The sequence below is a fragment of the Actinokineospora guangxiensis genome, assembly GCF_042657845.1.
Lineage (GTDB): Bacteria > Actinomycetota > Actinomycetes > Mycobacteriales > Pseudonocardiaceae > Actinokineospora > Actinokineospora guangxiensis.
This window is the reverse complement of the sequence record NZ_JBHSKF010000002.1, coordinates 571532-588135: the sequence shown is the minus strand read 5'-3', so window position 1 is coordinate 588135 and position 16604 is coordinate 571532. Positions and strand designations below refer to the sequence as shown.

The 16604-nt window shown below is 73.9% G+C and carries 7 protein-coding genes and 1 pseudogene; 1 reads left to right on the top strand and 7 read right to left on the bottom strand.

Going from position 1 to position 16604, the window contains the following annotated elements; genetic code table 11:
- Positions 1 to 468 precede the first annotated feature (468 nt).
- Positions 469 to 1116: a TetR/AcrR family transcriptional regulator gene (locus ACFPM7_RS06145; protein ID WP_378244730.1), complete on the top strand. Its 648-nt coding sequence runs from the start codon at positions 469 to 471 to the stop codon at positions 1114 to 1116.
- A gap of 53 nt (positions 1117 to 1169) precedes the next feature.
- Here ACFPM7_RS06145 and ACFPM7_RS06140 read toward each other — a convergent pair whose 3' ends face one another.
- From ACFPM7_RS06140 to ACFPM7_RS06110, 7 genes and pseudogenes are all read right to left on the bottom strand, one after another.
- Entirely contained in the window at positions 1170 to 2204 is a 1035-nt protein-coding gene (locus ACFPM7_RS06140) for a methyltransferase (RefSeq protein WP_378244728.1), read from the bottom strand.
- 76 nt (positions 2205 to 2280) lie between these two features.
- Complete coding sequence (locus ACFPM7_RS06135; RefSeq protein WP_378244726.1) at positions 2281 to 2952, bottom strand: DUF2867 domain-containing protein; 672 nt, start codon at positions 2950 to 2952, stop codon at positions 2281 to 2283.
- Between the two features lie 153 nt (positions 2953 to 3105).
- Complete coding sequence (locus ACFPM7_RS06130; RefSeq protein ID WP_378244724.1) at positions 3106 to 4368, bottom strand: cytochrome P450 family protein; 1263 nt, start codon at positions 4366 to 4368, stop codon at positions 3106 to 3108.
- A 96-nt stretch (positions 4369 to 4464) separates the two neighbouring features.
- Positions 4465 to 5061 carry a carboxymuconolactone decarboxylase family protein gene (locus tag ACFPM7_RS06125; protein ID WP_378244722.1) on the bottom strand — a complete coding sequence of 199 codons (597 nt, stop codon included), beginning with the start codon at positions 5059 to 5061 and terminating at the stop codon, positions 4465 to 4467.
- Positions 5058 to 6011, bottom strand: a complete 954-nt coding sequence (locus ACFPM7_RS06120) for an MBL fold metallo-hydrolase (RefSeq protein ID WP_378244720.1) — start codon at positions 6009 to 6011, stop codon at positions 5058 to 5060. Before ACFPM7_RS06120 ends, ACFPM7_RS06125 begins: the two co-directional genes overlap by 4 nt.
- 28 nt (positions 6012 to 6039) lie before the next feature.
- Positions 6040 to 7473, bottom strand: a complete 1434-nt coding sequence (locus ACFPM7_RS06115) for a cytochrome P450 (protein ID WP_378244717.1) — start codon at positions 7471 to 7473, stop codon at positions 6040 to 6042.
- Positions 7473 to 16565: pseudogene (locus ACFPM7_RS06110) on the bottom strand (beta-ketoacyl synthase N-terminal-like domain-containing protein); the annotation flags it as partial. The gene ACFPM7_RS06115 and the pseudogene ACFPM7_RS06110, both read right to left, overlap by 1 nt.
- Between the last annotated feature and the right edge of the window lie 39 nt (positions 16566 to 16604).

Sequence of the window (16604 nt, the reverse complement as noted above, 5' to 3'; positions counted from 1 at the left end):
CCGCACAATCCGCCCAATCCGAAAGGCGCTCACGTGGCCCGGCACCTTATTGAGGCGAATGCATCCCGCCATCCGACCATCTGCCCCACGCGCCCGCACCCTGACGGCCGCAGCGACGGGGAAACGTTGACGCACAAGGGAAATGGTCTCGCTCTGAACGCAGGCCGCGTTACTGCGCCATTCGGGTGGAACGCGGGCGACCACGGCCGGGCAGAAGTCGCCGATGGGACCTCTGTGCGGGTCGACATCCGTCCACCGTGAACAGACCCGAGCCCGCTGAATCACGTCAGTCCATCGGCACGTTCCCGACGCCCGGCCCGCCAGACTCCCCGAACCCGAACGGCCATTCGGATGCGTCGGATCGCCGCCACCCCTCGCGACGACGATCCGGGGCTTACATCGTAAGCCAGTGCCCGTCACGCTACGCTTACGCCGTAAGTCCTGTCAACGGCGAGGAGCTGGGGAACCGTGAAGCGGGCGCGATTGACGCGGAACCGGGTGCTGGTCGCCGCGATTCGCCTCGCCGATGAGGCGGGCCTGGCGACGCTGTCCATGCGCAGGCTCGCCGGGGAACTGGGCGTGGAGGCGATGTCGCTCTACAACCACGTCACGAGCAAAGAAGACCTGTTCGACGGGGTGGCCGACCTGGTGATCGGCGAGATCGAGTCACCCGTCGTTGGCGAGCCCTGGCGCGCGGGCATGCGGCGCCGGGCCGTCTCGGCGTACCAGGTGTTGCGCAGCCACCCCTGGGGGGTCGGTCTGATCGCGTCCCGAGATGCCGTGGGGCCATTGCAGTTGGCGCACTACGACGCCACTCTGGGCTGCCTGCACGCGGCGGGCTTTCCCTACCGGCTGGCGGGCCACTCCTGCGCCCTGATCGACAGCCACGTGTTCGGCTATGTCGTCCGCAGGCTCGACCTGCCCTTCGATCCGGAGAACCTGGCCGAGTGGGCCGAGCACAACCTCCCCCAGATCCCCGCCGAGCGCTACCCGCACGTGCACGCCATCGCCCAGCGGATCGTCGCCGCCGAGTACCGCGACGCCGACTTCGAGTTCGGTCTGGAGATCATCCTGGACGGGCTGGAGAGGCTGCTCGCCTCCGCCGCGCCGGAGTGACCGGAGATCCCGGTTGGGCGAGTCCGGTGAGCGGACCCGCCCAGCCGTGCGGGTCACTCGCCCGGGTCGGGAACGGCCTCGATCAGGGAGAACGCCATCGGGGCGGGCAGCAGGCGGAAGCCGGTCACGGTGAACCCGCCTCGGGCGCACAGGTCCTCGAACGCGGCCTGGGTCCGACCTCGGCCGCCGCCGATCATCCGCATGTGCAGGTCGCTCAGGTACATCGTGTCCGGGAGCGAGCCGTCGACGGTGTCCGGCAGCGCCGGGTCCACGATGAGGAGCCTGCCGCCCCGCGAGACCGCCGCGCGGATCGCGCTGAGCACCGCGACGGCGCGCTCGTCCGGCGCGTGGTGCAGGACGTTCCTGATCAGGTACAGGTCGGCGCCCGGCGGGACCTCGGCGGTGATGTCGCCGGGGATCACGGCGCAGCGGTCCGCGACACCGGCCGCGGCCAGGGTGGCGGGCGCGGCGGCGAGGGCGGGGGGCGCGTCGATCAGGATGCCGCGCAGGCGCGGGGTGGCGGCCAGGATGGCGGCGAGCACCGTGCCGTCGCCGCCGCCGAGGTCGGCGACGGTGCCGTACGGGGCGAAGTCGTAGTGGGCGGGCAGCGCCTCGGCGGTCTGCGCGGCGCTCTGCCGCAGGGCGGCGGGGAAGTGCGTCGACAGCTGCGGGTCGGCGGCGACGTGCTCGAAGAACGACTTGCCGAACAGCGCGCCGAACGAGCCCTGGCCGGTGCGCACGACGGAGTCCAGCTCGCGCCAGGTCGCCTGGATCGCCGGATCGGCGAAGACCCTGGCGAAGGGGGCCAGCGAGTCGGGCCGGTCGGTGCGCAGCAGCGCGCCGGTCTCGGTCAGCCGGAACCACCCGGCCTTCGTCTCGGAGAGCACCCCGAGGGCGGCGAGCGCGCGGCACAGCTGGTTCGTGGTCTCCGGGTCCGTGCCGATCCCGGCGGCGAGGTCCGCGCCGTGGCGCCCGTCGTCGCCGATCGCGTCCGCGACCCCCAGGCGCACGGCGGTGGCCACCACCTGGGTGGCCATGTGCCCGAACACCAGACCGAACAGGTGTTGCTTGTGCTTCGCTTCTGTCATCGACTCTTTCCGTCTCGGATGAACCGGCTCCCGGGGCGGCGCGCGCGTCGCCCCGGGAGCCGGGATCGCTGTGCTGTCAGCCCTTGCCCGTCTCCGTGCCCTCCGGGCGCGGCTGCGACCAGTCCCGCAGGACCTGCGGCCACACCTTGCGGATCGCCCGGAACTGCAGCGGATACACCACCAGGTAGCGGAACGGCTGGATCGAGGCCATGTACATCTTCCCGAAGGTCCCATACGTCTTCACCAGGGACGTCATCTGCGAGTAGTACCTGCCGTCCTCGTCCTGGACCCAGCCGTGGTGCATGACGATGTGCCCCATGGACGCGGAGAACTCCGAGATCCATTCGGTGTCGGTCAGGAACACCGACTTGAACGGGGTCAGCGCCATGTCCGGTCCGCGCTCGACGGCGAGCAGGTCCGCGGGCAGGTCGTCGCGCAGCGAGGCCACGCGCTTGCCGACCTTCTGCTTCTCGTCGTCCCAGCCGAGCACCTCGCCGATCTTCCAGCGTGCCTTGAACAGGCCGCGGATGACCGGGTTGGACGTCAGCGTCGAGTTCTCCGCGGACGCGGCGAAGCGCGCCAGGGCGGCCAGGTCACCGGGTCCGCCGGGGGTCGGCAGCCGCCACACGTCCTCCACCCGGAACCCGTCGAGCACCTCGTGGGCGCGCCACGGCCGCGAGGTGAACTCCGAATTCGGGATGCGCAGGGAGAAGAAGCCCCGCACGGCCTCGGTGACCTTGGTGAACATGTCGTTTCCTCCCCGTTGAAACACTGACGTAGAGCCGTTCTCCGGAGAGCGTACCGGCCGGACGGTGACTGCCCGCATGAGGCTCGTCACGCCGCTTTCCTTTCGCCTGCAACGATTTCCGGGCCCGCCTGGAGCACTCGAACGCTGCCGGGTTCACTGCGGGCGGGCGGGCAGGGAGGTGAATCCGCGCATGAAACCGAGCCGCCACTCGGGAAAGAACCCGGGGTCGGCCAGCCGCAGGTCCCCGAAGCGCTGCAAGAGCTGGGTGAACGCCACATTGGCCTCCAGCCTGCCCAGCGCCGCGCCGAGGCAGAAGTGGATGCCGTGGCCGAACGCCAGGTGCTTCGGGGTGTCGTCCACCTCGTGCAGCCGGGGCGCCTCGGGGGTGACCGCCGGGTCGTGGTTGGCCGCGTCGAGCGAGATCGCCACCAGTTCCCCCGCCGGGATGGTGACGCCGCCGATCTCGACTTCCTCGGCGGTGAACCGCATGGTGGCCCAGCCGACCGGGCCGAAGCGGCGCAGCACTTCCTCGGTGGCGGCGGGGATGCGGTCCGGGTTGGCCCGCAGCGAGTCGAACGCCTCCTTGTCGCGCAGCATCATGTAGATGCCGTTGCCGATCAGGTGCAGCGCGGTCTCGTGCCCGGCCACCAGCAGCAGGAACGCCATCGCGACCAGTTCCTTGGTGCTGAGCTGGTCGCCGCCGCTGCCCTCGGCATCGTCATCGTCGTCATCGTCGTCGTCACCGTCATCTCCGCCCTGGGCGACCAGGCCGGACAGCAGGTCGTCGCCGGGGTCGACGCGCTTGGCCTCCAGCAGGGCGGCCAGGAAGTCGCTCATCTTCCGCGAGACGGCGGAGGTGTCCACGGTGGGATCGGCGTCGAGCAGGATCTTCGACCACTCCTGGAAGTCCGCCCGGTCCTCGAACGGCACGCCCAGCAGCTCGCAGATCACCATGACCGGCAGCGGCGCGGCCAGGTCCTCGATGAGGTCGACCTCGTCCTTGCCCTCCATCTCGTCCAGGAGGTTCCTGGTGATCTCCTCCACGCGCGGGCGCAGGGCGGCGACGCGCCTGCCGGTGAACTCGCGGGTGACCAGCTTGCGCAGCCGGGTGTGCACCGGCGGGTCGCTGTTGAGCATGTGCGAGGACAGGGCCTCCGACGCGCCCGCGCCCTTGCCGTCCGGGGAGACCCGGCGCAGGATGTCGTACAGCTCGGTGACGTCCTTGCGCATCCGCGGGTCCGCCAGCGCGGCCCGCGCCTCGCCGAAGCCGATGATCAGCCAGTGCGGCAGTCCGTTGGGCCTGCGGACGCGCAGGACCGCGCCGCCCTTGCGCCAGCGGCGGTAGTACTTGTGCGGGTCGTCGAAGAAGTCCGGCCCGATGGCCTCCTCCCGCACGACTCCGGTCGCCTGGGTCATTGCTCCACCTTCTCTTGTCCTCGTTCGGGATTGCGGTGCGCGCCGTGGCCTCGGGGTCCGGTGCGCAGATCCGGTGCGCAGGTCCGGTGCGCGCTGTCACGCCTCGGGGAGGGCGGGCGGGTCGGCGAACCAGTCCTCGACGGCGACGTCGCAGGACTTCAGGACGTAGGCCAGCGTCGTGTAGACGCCGACGGTGGTGAGCAGCTCCAGGATCTGCGGCTCGTCGTAGTGGGCCGAGAGCTGCTGCCAGGTGGTGTCCGACACACGGGCCTCGGGCGAGCGCAGCTCGTCGACCATGCGCAGCAGGGCCGCGTCCCGCTCGGACCAGCCGGGCGCGTCCGGACCCGCGGGCACCCGGGCGATCTCCTCGGCGCTGATGCCCGCCTTGGCCCCGATCGCCGCGTGGTGGGCCCACTGGTAGGTCGAGCGCACGACGAAGGCGACCCGCAGGATCACCAGTTCGCTGTCGCGCAGGGACAGTGTCCCGTCGGCCAGCAGCGAGAACATCGGGTCGAGCGCCGTGAGCAGCGCCGGGTGGTTGCCGAGCACGCCCAGGACGTTGGGCACCGGGCTGCCGACGATGTGCGACAGCGGACCGTCCGGATCGGACGTCTCCTCCGGCATGCCCATGATGGGGCGGACCAGTTCCGCGGGCGCGGGAGCCATCCGCGTGGTGGTGTGCTGGGCGCTCATGCCGTCACCTTCTCCTTCTGGGTCTTCAGGTTCTCCTCCAGGTCCACCATCTGGTGCAGCAGCTGGCCCGGCCCGGGGGTGCCGTCGGTGTTGATCTCGCGGTACACCGCGCCGATGTTGAGGATCACGCGCTCGGGGTGCGCGAGGTCGGGGACCGAGCCGAAGTCGAACTCCCGCGCCGCCTCCAGGGCGGACTGGCCCTTCGCGTGGGCGGCGGTGGCGTGGCCCTGCACGAGTTCGAGGTAGTCGCGGAACTGGCGGACCTCGGCCTTGCCGCCCACCGGTCCGTGGCCGGGGACGACGAACTCGGGGTCGAGGTCGAGGATGGTGTCGCACGCCCGGACGCAGTTGGCGATCGGACCGCAGTGCACCACGCCGTGGCCGCCGAACACCTGGACGTCCCCGGCGTACACGACGCGCTCGTCGGGCACGTGGATGATCACGTCCCCGACGGTGTGCGCCGGTCCGACCTCCAGCACCCGCACAGTGCGGGCGCCCACGGTCAGCTCCAGCTCGCCGGTGAAGGTGATCGTCGGGTATGTCGGGGTGATGCCGGAGAAGTCGAACGGCTCCAGGATCGCGCGCAACCGGGGGTCGGTGTCCGGCGACAGGTACGGGACCACGGTCTCCGGACCGGCGTGGCGCATCACCCGGGCCGCCGCCGTCGAGGACACGATCATGGCGTCGGAGACGAGCTGGTTGCCCCACCAGTGGTCGCCGTCGTGGTGGGTGTTGACCACCCAGCAGATGTCGGCGGCGGGGACGGTGTCGGCGATGGCGGACAGCATCAGCCGGGTCTGGTCGAGGGTGTACAGCGTGTCCACGAGCAGCGCCTCGTCGCCGCTGACGACCAGGCCCGCGTTGCTGTAGCCGGTCGCGCAGGTGCCCTGAAGGTAGGCGAAGGTCTGAGGGGCGAGCTGGTGCACGCCGGTGGTGTACGGGATGGGCACGGGAACTCCTTGTCGGTGGGGGTGCGGGTCAGCGGCCCGCGGCGACCGCGGTCCGGGGGCGCAGGGCGATCCGCGGTCCGCCCCGCGGCACCACGACCGGACCGCGCGGCACAGCGGCGGCCAGGCCCGGTTCGGCACGCTCGAAGTCGAAGCCGGTCACCAGCTCGCGCAGCATGGCCTTGATCTCGTGGATGGCGATCCGGTCGCCCATGCAGCGGGTGTGCCCGCCGCCGAACGGGATCCACGTGTACTGGCCCGGCTGCACACCGAGGAAGCGCTCCGGGCGGAACTTCTCCGGTTCGGGGTAGCGCTCCGGGTCGTTGTTCATCAGCTCGGCACTGGGCACCAGCAGCTGTCCGGGCTCGTAGCGCACGCCGCCGATCACGATCGGCTCGACCACTTGGCGGGCCAGGTTGTTCGGCAGCGGCGGGTTGAGCCGCAGCGCCTCGTGCACCGCGGCGGTGAGGTACTCATCGGACTCCCCGCCCGCGATCTCCGCGCGCAGCCGCTCGAGGCGCTCGGGGTCGCGGGAGAAGTGCTCGACCGACCAGCAGACCGCCGACACGGTCGTCACGGTGCCCGCGACGAACATGGTCATGATCTCGTCGCGCAGCTCCCTGACCGAGAGCGGCGAGCCGTCCTCGCCGGTGATGCCGAACAGCACCGACAGCATGTCGTCGCCCAGCTCGCCGACTTCCAGCCGCTCGGCGATGGTCTTGGCGATGAGGCCGTCAACGCGCCTGCGGTCGCCCCAGAACCTCTTGAGCCCCGTGGCGGGGCGCTTCTTCATGAGCCGCTTCTTGGTCGAGGACCAGCGGTCGACCATCAGCATCGCCGTGGGGTGGCGGTTCAGCTCGACCATGTCCATCAGCGCGTCCAGCAGCTGGGGCCAGCAGCTCGGGACCACCTTGCCGTAGACCACCTCGCGGATGACGTTCATCGCCCAGCGGTGCACCAGCGGGTGCAGGTCCACGACCTCCTCGCGCGGCCAGCCCGCGACCGCGTCCGCGGTGATCTGCTCGACCGCCGCGGTGACGCGGTGGAAGGCCGCGCCCTTGAAGCTGCGGGTCAGCACCTTGCGGCGGGCCAGGTGCGCGCCCTCGTCGAGGAAGGCGATCCCGGTGCTGCCGAAGTACTTCTCCAGCGCGCCGTTGGAGTTGCCGCAGTGCAGGCTCGTGCGCGGCGCGGTGAACACCGACCGCACGTCCTCGGGATCGGTGATCACGAAGAAGTCGACACCCGGGATCAGGTGGAGCTTGAACCGGCGGCCGAACTCGCTCTTGCACTCGTTCAGGAACTGGGTGCGCCGCGTGGTGTAGCGGACCAGCTGCTCGCGCTGGGTCAGGGCCGGGCCGCGCACGGCCGACGAGGGGATCACCGTCCCGCCGGCCGGCGTGCCGTGGTCGAGCGGGCAGCGCGCACCGCCGGCGACCACGGCGTCGTTCGGGTCGGGATGGGTCATCACGTCTCCTTCTCGTGCGGGGTCGCCGCGTCGGCGGGGCAACCGCCCCGGATCCAGTCCTGCACGGCCACCGCGCAGGCCGGAGCGTTGATCAGTCCGAAGTGGTCTGACTCGATGTCGACCACGGCGCAGCCGTCGTCCCACCGCGGCCAGGAGTGCTCCTCCTCGGCGCGCACGTACAGCCGCGGGAGGCCGGGGTCGGCGTCGGCGCGCTCGGGCAGCAGGCGCAGGTAGGCGCCCATCGCCAGCCAGCCCGTCGCGTCGAAGGCCAGGTCGAAGTCGCCGCTGAGCAGCTGGGTCATGCTCGACTGGAAGGCCCCGCCGCCGTTGGCCACGACGAACCCCGGCGACGGCGAGTCCAGCAGCACCAGGCTCGTGGCGGCCCGGCCGCCGCGCTCCAGCTCCGCGGCCAGCGAGTGCGCGACCACGCCGCCGATGGAGTAGCCGACGAGGACGATCTCGGCGGTGTCCCCCACAGCCCGCCGGACGTCGTCGGCGAGCACGGCCATGGCGGCGTCCCAGGACCCTGGCAGCGGTTCGCCGGCGCGGAAGCCGGGCAGCGCGCAGGCGTAGACGCCGTGCCCGGACAGCCGCTGCGCGAGCGCCAGGAACAGGTGCGGACCCGAGCCGACCGCGAACGAGGGGACGCAGACGACCGCCACGTCGGAGTCGCCTCGGGCCAGGCGCACCACGCGACCGCCGCTCTCCGGAAGTCCGGTGGGCGCGGTGAAGGCCGGGCGGAACCGCGAGGCCTGCATCAGCCAGCGCAGGCCGCCGTCGAGGTCGCCGTCGTCGAGGGCGTGCCGCAGCAGCGAGGTGAACATCCCGCCGCTGTCCGGGGCCAGGTCGTTGGCCGAAGTCAGGACCGGGTCCACCGTCGGCTCCGCGGCGGTGTCCGTCGCGGACCCACCCGGCTCGGGGTCGGCCGCTGCCAGGTCGGCGGCCACGTGCCGCAGGAACCAGCGGCTCAGGCCGACCACGTCGGGGTGCTCGAAGACGGCGGTCGAGGGCACCGACACCCCGGCCACCCGGTTCAGCCGGTTGCACAGCCGGACCACGCCGACGGAGTTGAAGCCCAGTTCCCAGAAGCCCTGGTCGGCCTCGATCGCCGCGCCCGAGGCGTATCCGAGCACGGCGGCGACCTGGTCGCGGATGACCTCCTGCACCAGCGCCTCGCGGTCGGCGGCGGGCACGGCGGCCAGCTGCCGCACGAGCGCCCCGCCCTCCTCGTCGCCGCTCTCCTCGGCCACCGTGTCCTGGCCCGGCCGCGCGGCGACAGCGCCGTATGCGGGGGCGAGCCAGTACCGCCTGCGCTGGAAGGCGTAGGTCGGCAGGGACACCCGCCGCGCGCCGGTCCCGGCGTAGAACCCGGCCCAGTCCACCGCGATGCCGACGGTGTGCGCCTCGGCCAGCGACAGGGCGAACCGGCTCAGGCCGCCCTCGTCGCGCCGGAGCGTGCCGACCGTGGCGACGGTCTCGCCGCGGCCCTCCCCGTCGTGTGCCGTCGCGGTCTGCTCGATCGCGGTCGTCAGCACGGTGTGTGGCGAGACCTCGATGAAGCGGGTCGCCCCGTCGTCGATGAGCCCGCAGATCGCGGCCTCGAAGCCGACCCGCCGCCGCAGGTTGCGGTACCAGTAGGCCGCGTCCAGGCGCGCGGTGTCGACGTAGCGCCCGCGCGCGCTGGAGAAGAACGGCACCTGCCCTTCGCGGGGCGAGACCGTGGCCAGCTGCTCCAGCAGTTCGTCCTTGAGGACCTCGACGGCGGCCGTGTGCGAGGCGAAGGCCGTGCCGAGCGGGCGGGTCCGCACCCCGTCGCGCTCGTACTCGGCCCGGACCTCCGCCAGCACGTCGGCGTCGCCGGTGAGCACCACGGAGACCGGGCTGTTCACCACCGAGACCGAGACCCGGCCGCCGTGCTTGCGCACGCGCCGCTCGACCTCGTCGTCGGGGGCGCCGATCCACAGCAGGCCCGCGTCGTTGGGCATCCGCTCGTGGGCGAGCCGGTTGCGGACCACCACGATCCTGGCCGCGTCCTCCAGCGACAGCGCCCCGGCGACATAGGCGGCGGCGACCTCGCCCTGCGAGTGGCCGACGACCACGTCCGGCTCGACGCCGTGGGCCCGCCAGAGCGCGGCCAGCGACACCATCACCGAGAACACCGCGGGCTGGAGCACGGTCACCGGGATCACGCCGTCGACCACGTCCATCGACGGGGCGCCCGGCGCGCCGCGCAGCACATCCTCCAGGTTCCAGTCCGCGTACGGCTCGAACGCCGTGGCGCAGGCCCTGATCTCGGCGGCGAACACCGGCGCGGTGTCCAGCAGCTCGACGGCCATCTCGGTCCACTGCGAGCCGTGGCCGGGGAAGACGAACACCGTCTTGCCGGGCATGACCTTGCCGTCGGCGGTGTGGTCGGCGGGCCGGTCGTCGGCCAGCGCCGCGAGCCCGTCGAGCAGCTCGTCGCGGTCGCGGGCGGCGACCGCGGCGCGGCGGGTCATGGCCGCCCGGCTCGTCGCCGAGGAGAAGCCGACGTCGAGCGGGTCGATGCCGGGGTCGGCGAGCAGGTGGGCGCGCAGCCGCTCGGCCTGCCCCCGTAGCGCGGCGCGGGTGCGCGCCGACAGCAGCACCGGCACACCGGGCGGCCGGCCGCGATCCGGCACCGGGTCCGGCCGTGGGTCAGGCGCCTCCTCGACGATCACGTGCGCGTTGGTGCCGCTCATGCCGAACGCGGAGACGCCGCCGCGGCGCGGGTGCCCGTTGGCCTTCCACGGCCGGTTCTCCAGCAGCAGCTCGACGTCGCCGGTGTCCCAGTCGATGTGCGGGGACGGCTCGTCCACGTGCAGGGTGCGCGGCAGCACCTCGTGCCGCAGCGCCTGCACCATCTTGATCACACCGGCGACGCCGGCGGCGGGACCGGCGTGCCCGATGTTGGACTTGATCGAGCCCAGCCACAGCGGGCCGTGCTCGCGGTCCTGGCCGTAGGTCGCCAGCAGCGCGTGCGCCTCGATCGGGTCGCCGAGGCCGGTGCCGGTGCCGTGCGCCTCCACCGCCGCCACCTGGTCGGGCCGCAGCCCGGAGGCGGCCAGGGCGGCCCGGATCACCCGCTCCTGGGAGGGGCCGTTCGGCGCGGTGAGCCCGTTGGTGGCGCCGTCCTGGTTGACCGCGCTGCCGCGCAGCACCGCGAGCACGGTGTGGCCGTTGCGGCGGGCGTCGGACAGGCGCTCCAGCACGAGCAGGCCCATGCCGTCGGAGAACGACGTGCCGTCCGCAGTGGCCGCGAACGCCTTGCACCGGCCGTCGGGCGAGAGGCCCCGCAGGCGCGCGGTGTCGGTCACGGCCACGGGAGTGGACATCACCGTCACACCGCCTGCCAGAGCCAGCGAGCACTCCCCCGCCCGCAGCGCCTGCATCGCCAGGTGCACCGCCACCAGCGAGGCGGAGCAGGCCGTGTCGACGGTGATCGCCGGGCCCTCCAGGCCGAGGGTGTAGGCGACCCGGCCGGACAGGACGCTCGACATCACGCCGGTCATGTGGAACTCGTCCAGCTCCGGGGGCACCACGGTGCCGTAGTCGGTGTTGGTCGCGCCGCAGTACACGCCGGTGTCGCTGCCGCGCAGGGTGTTCGGGTCGATGCCCGCGTGCTCCAGCGCCTCCCACGCGCCCTCCAGCAGCCAGCGCTGCTGGGGGTCCATCGCCCGCGCCTCGTTCGGCCCGACGGCGAAGAAGCCCGCGTCGAAGTCGCCCGCGCCCGCGACGAACCCGCCCGCCTCGGCGTAGGTGGTGCCGGGGTTCTCGAAGTCGGGGTGGAACAGCGCGTCCAGGTCCCAGTCGCGGTCGGTCGGGAACCCGGTGATCCCGTCACCGCCCGCGGCGACGAGGTCCCAGAGTTCGTCCGGTGAGGTGATCCCGCCGGGGTAGCGGCAGCTCATCCCCACGATCGCCAGCGGCTCGTCAGCCATCCCCCGGCGCGGCCCGGCAACGGCGGCGACCGGCTCGGCGTCGGTGACCTCGCCCAGGACCCGCCGCGCGATCGCCGCCGGGGTCGGGTGGTCGAAGACCATCGTGGCGGGCAGCCGCAGGCCGGTGACCCGGTTGAGGCGGTTGCGCAGCTCGACCGCGCCCATGGAGTCGAGGCCGACGTCCTTGAACGGGCGGTCGGGGTCGATCGCGGTGTGGCTGTCGTGCCCGAGGACCGCGGCGAGCTGCGCGCGGACCACGTCGAGGACGACCCGGAGGCGGTCCGCCGCGTCGACCTCGGCGAGCGCGCGGGCCAGCGTCCCGGCGGCGCGGCCGCGTCGGGCGGGCACCCGCACCAGGCCGCGCAGCAGCGGGGCCAGCGTGCCCTGGCGGGCCTGGGCCCGCAGTTCGGCCAGGTCCGGCCGCAGCGGCGCGAGCAGCGCGGGCGCGGCGGTGATCGCCCGGTCGGCCAGGTGCGGCACCAGGTCGGGTTCGGCGCCCCACACCAGCGCGGTGGCGGGCACGCCGTCGGCGCGCAGCCGGTGGCCGAGCGCGTCCAGGGCCGCGTCGCCCGCGGCGTTGGCGATCCGGCCGCCCGCGCCGGAGAGCCCGGCGTCGGAGCAGACCAGCGCGAACGCCGCCAGGTCCTGCCCGGCGGTCAGCTCCCGCAGCCGCAGCGCGACGTCGAGCTTGGCGTCGATCGCCCGGTCGACCTGGTCGCCGGTGTGCGCGTCGAGGGTGCCGTCCGCCAGCACGCCAGGGGCGTGGACGACCGCGGTGAGCCGCTCCACCGAGGACAGGACCTCTGCGAGCCCGTCGGCGGAGTCGCAGGCGGCGACGCGTGCGCCGAGGGCCGTGGCGACCGTCTTGACCGCCGCCGCCGTCTCGTCGCTTCCGCCGACGGCCACCAGCAGCAGCCTGGTGGGCGCGTGCCGCTCGGCGAGCCGCAGGGCCAGCGCGGTACCCGCGCCGCCGGGGCCGCAGGTGATCAGGATGGTGCCGTCGGGGTTCGGCGCCGGGCCCGCCTCTGGCGCCGGGGCCGGGGTGAGGCGGGGGGCGAACAGCGCGCCGCCGCGCACGGCCAGTTCGGGCTCGTCCAGCTTGCCGAGAACCGTCCACTCCGGACTGCCCAGGTCGTCGAGATCGACCAGCACGATGGTGTCCGGGTGCTCGGCCTGGGCGACCCGCAGCGCGCCCCAGGCCGCGGCGACGGCGGGATCGGGCAGCAGACCGCCTGCCGCCGTGGCGCCCCGGGTCACCACCACCAGGCGCGCGTCGGCCGCGAGCGGACCGGCGACCCAGCGCCGCGCGGTGTCGAGCGCGCGGCGGCACACCGCTCGGGCGTCCGGGTCGCTGGAGTCCAGCGCGGTGAGCACGAGGGCGGGGGGCGCGGCGCCCCCGGCGACGGCCGCGACGAGGGCGTCGAGGTCGGCGAACCGCTCCCCCGCCGCGTCCAGCCCGCCCAGCACGGCCACCCGCGCGGTCGGTGCGGACCCGGCGTCCACCGGTGCCCAGGTCAGGGCGTACAGGGAGTCCGCGCCGGGGCGCAGCGCGCTGTCGAGGCGCGGCGCGGCCGGGCGGTACCCGACCCGGCCGACCGACACCACGGGCCCGCCGTCGGGGTCGACCGCCTCCACCCGCAGCACCGAGTCGGCCACCGCGACGCGCACCCGCAGGCGCGCCGCGGTGCCCGGCCCGAAGGAGACCTTCGCCCAGGAGTCGGGCAGCAGCGGACCGGCCGCCGGGTCGACGTCGAGCAGGCCCGCGTGCAGCGCCGCGTCGAACAGGGCCGGATGCAGGCCGTAGCCGGTGCCGTCGGTGTCGTCGGGCAGCGCCACCTCGGCGAAGACCTCGTCGCCGCGACGCCAGAGCGCCCGAACGCACTGGAACAGCGCGCCGTGGTCGATCCCGGCCTCGGCGAGGCGGGCGTAGAGGTCGTCGGCGGCCACCGGCTCGGCGTCCGCGGGCGGCCACTCGGTGTCGACGGCGAGCACCGGCACGGTCTCGGCGCTCAACCGGCCGGTCGCGTGGCGGACCGCCTCCGCCCCGCCCGCGACGGCGCGCGAGTAGATCGCGATCTCGCGCCCGCCGTCGGCGTCGGCCGGGCCCGCGGTCACTTGGACCTGCCGGGCGTCGTCGGCGAGCACCAGCGGCGCGCCGATCTCCAGCTCGTCCAGCGCCGGGCAGCCGATGGCCGAGCCCGCCGCCATCGCCAGGTCGACCAGGGCGGAGCCGGGGAGCACCACGACGCCGAGAACGGCGTGGTCGGCGATCCACGGCTGGGCGTCCGCGGCCACGCGGCCGGTGAACACCCATTCGTCGCGGTCGGCCAGCGGCACGGCCGCGGTGAGGATGGTGTGGTCGAGACCGGTCTGACCGGCGGCGGCGTCCGCCCCGCCGGTTCCGGGGGCCAGCCAGAAGCGCTCCCGCTGGAAGGCATAGGTGGGCAGGTCCACCCGGGCCGCGCCGGTCCCGGCGTAGTAGGCGGCCCAGTCGACGGCGACGCCCGCGATCCGCGCCTCGCCGAGGAACCGGGCGAACACCTCGGCCTCGTCGCGGCCCTTGCGCAGCGCCGCGACCAGGACCGCGTCATCGGTGGCGCCCGCCGCCTCGGCGACCTCGTCCACGGTCTGACGGGCCATGGCGGTGAGAACCGCGTCCGGACCCAGCTCCAGGAACCGCCGGACACCCGAGCGGTACAGGGTGCGCACGCCGTCGGCGAACCGCACCGACCGCCGAACGTGCTCGACCCAGTACGCCGGGTCGGTGATCTCGTCGGTGACGCGCTCGCCGGTCACGTTCGACACGATCGGGATGCCCGGCCTGGCGAAGGTCAGTCCCCGGGCGACCTCGGCGAAGTCCGCCAGCATCGGCTCCATGCGGGGCGAGTGGAAGGCGTGCGACACCGCCAGCCGCGAGGTCTTGCGGTCGGCGAAGACGGGCAGCCACTCGTCGGCGGCCTCGGCGTCGCCGGAGACGACCACCGCGCGCGGGGCGTTGACCGAGGCGATCTCCAGCCTGCCCGCGAAGCCCGCCAGGGACGCGGCGACCTCGTCCTCGGCGGCCTGCACCGCCACCATCACCCCGCCCGCGGGCAGTGCGCCCATGAGCCTGCCGCGCGCCGCCACCAGCGCGGCGGCGTCCGGCAGCGACAGCACGCCTGCCACGTGCGCGGCGGCGATCTCGCCGACCGAGTGGCCGATCAGGAAGTCCGGCCGCACGCCGTAGGACTCGACCAGGCGGTACAGCGCCACCTCGACGGCGAAGAGCGCCACCTGGGTGTACTCCGTGGCGTTCAGCAGTTCCGCCTCCGCTGAGCCGGGCTCGGCGTTCAGCAGCGCGCGCACCGACCGGCCCACCAGCGGGTCGACCGCCGCGCACACCTCATCCAGCGCGCGGGCGAACCCCGGGTGCGCGGCCGCGAGGTCCGCGCCCATCCGGGCGCGCTGCGCCCCCTGCCCGGTGAACAGCACCGCGGTCTTCCCCGCGATCGCGCGCCCGCCGACCGCGGCGGGGTCGCCCGCGGCCACGGCCGCCAGCCCGGCGAGCAGGCCGTCGCGGTCGGCGGCCGGGACCACGGCGCGCCGCTCCAGCAGCGCGCGCGTGGTCGCCGCCGAGTAGCCGATGTCGGCCGGGGTCAGCTCGGGCCGCGCCGCGACGTGCTCGCGCAGCAGCCCGGCCTGCGCCCGCAGCGCCGCGTCGCCGCGCCCGGACACCAGCACCGGCACCACGCCCGGCGGACGGGGGGCCTCGGCGGCGGGTGCGGCCTCGGCCGCGGGTGCGGGAGCCTCCTCCAGGATGACGTGCGCGTTGGTGCCGCTCACCCCGAACGACGAGACGCCTGCCCGGCGCGGACGCTCGGCGTCGGCGGGCCACGGCCGCGACCGCGACAGCACGGCGACCTCGCCGAGGTCCCAGTCCACGCTCGGCGACGGGGTCTCCGCGTGCAGGGTGGCGGGCAGCGTGCCGTGCCGCATCGCCAGCACCATCTTGATGAGACCGGCGATCCCCGCCGCCGCCGAGGTGTGCCCGATGTTGGACTTGACCGACCCCAGCCACAGCGGGCCGTTCACCCGCTCCCGGCCGTAGGTGGCCAGCAGCGCGTGCGCCTCGATGGGGTCGCCCAGCTCCGTGCCGGTGCCGTGGCCCTCCACCGCGTCGACGTCCGCCGCCGAGAGCCCCGAGTTCGCCAGCGCGGCGCGGATCACCCGCTCCTGCGCGGGCCCGCTCGGCGCGGTCAGCCCGTTGCTGGCGCCGTCGGAGTTCACCGCGCTGCCGCGCACGACGGCCAGCACGGTGTGCCCGCGCCTGCGCGCTTCCGACAGCCGCTCCAGCACGACGACGCCGCAGCCGTCGGCGAAGCCGGTGCCGTCGGCCTCCGCCGAGTACGCCTTGCACCGGCCGTCCGGCGCGAGTCCGCGCTGCCTGCTGAACTCGACCAGCAGGGTGGGGCTCGACAGCACCGTCACCCCGCCGACCAGGGCCAGCGAGCACTCATCGGCCCGCAGCGCCTGCGCGGCCTGGTGCAGCGCCACCAGCGAGGACGAGCAGGCGGTGTCCACAGTGACCGCGGGCCCCTCCAGGCCGAGCAGGTAGGAGATCCGCCCGGCCAGCACGCTGGTCAGGATGCCGAGCCGGTAGCCGCCCAGTTCCGGCGGCATCGTGGCGCCGTACTCGGAGCTGATCGCGCCGCAGAACACGCCGGTGTCGCTGCCGCGCAGCGAGGTCGGGTCGATGCCGCTGTCCTCCAGCGCCTCCCACGCGCCCTCCAGGATCAGCCGCTGCTGCGGGTCCATGGCCAGGGCCTCGCGCGGGCCGATGCCGAAGAAGTCGGCGTCGAAGTCGGCGACTCCCTCGACGAAGCCGCCCATCCGGGCGTACGTCGTGCCGGGGTGGGCCGGGTCCGGGTGGTACAGCCGCTCGACGTCCCAGCCGCGGTCGCCGGGCAGCGGGACCAGGGCGTCGCGGCCCTGCGACAGCAGCTCCCACAGCCGCTCCGGCGAGGACGCCCCGCCCGGCAGCCTGCAGCTCATCCCGACGATCGCCAGCGGCTCGGCCGAGCGCGCCCGCAGCTGCGAGTTCTGCTTGCGGAGCCGGTCGTTCTCCTTGATCGACTTCCGCAGCGCGGCGATCAGGTCGTTCTTGTCGGCGGTCACGCCCGGTCCTTCCTGTCC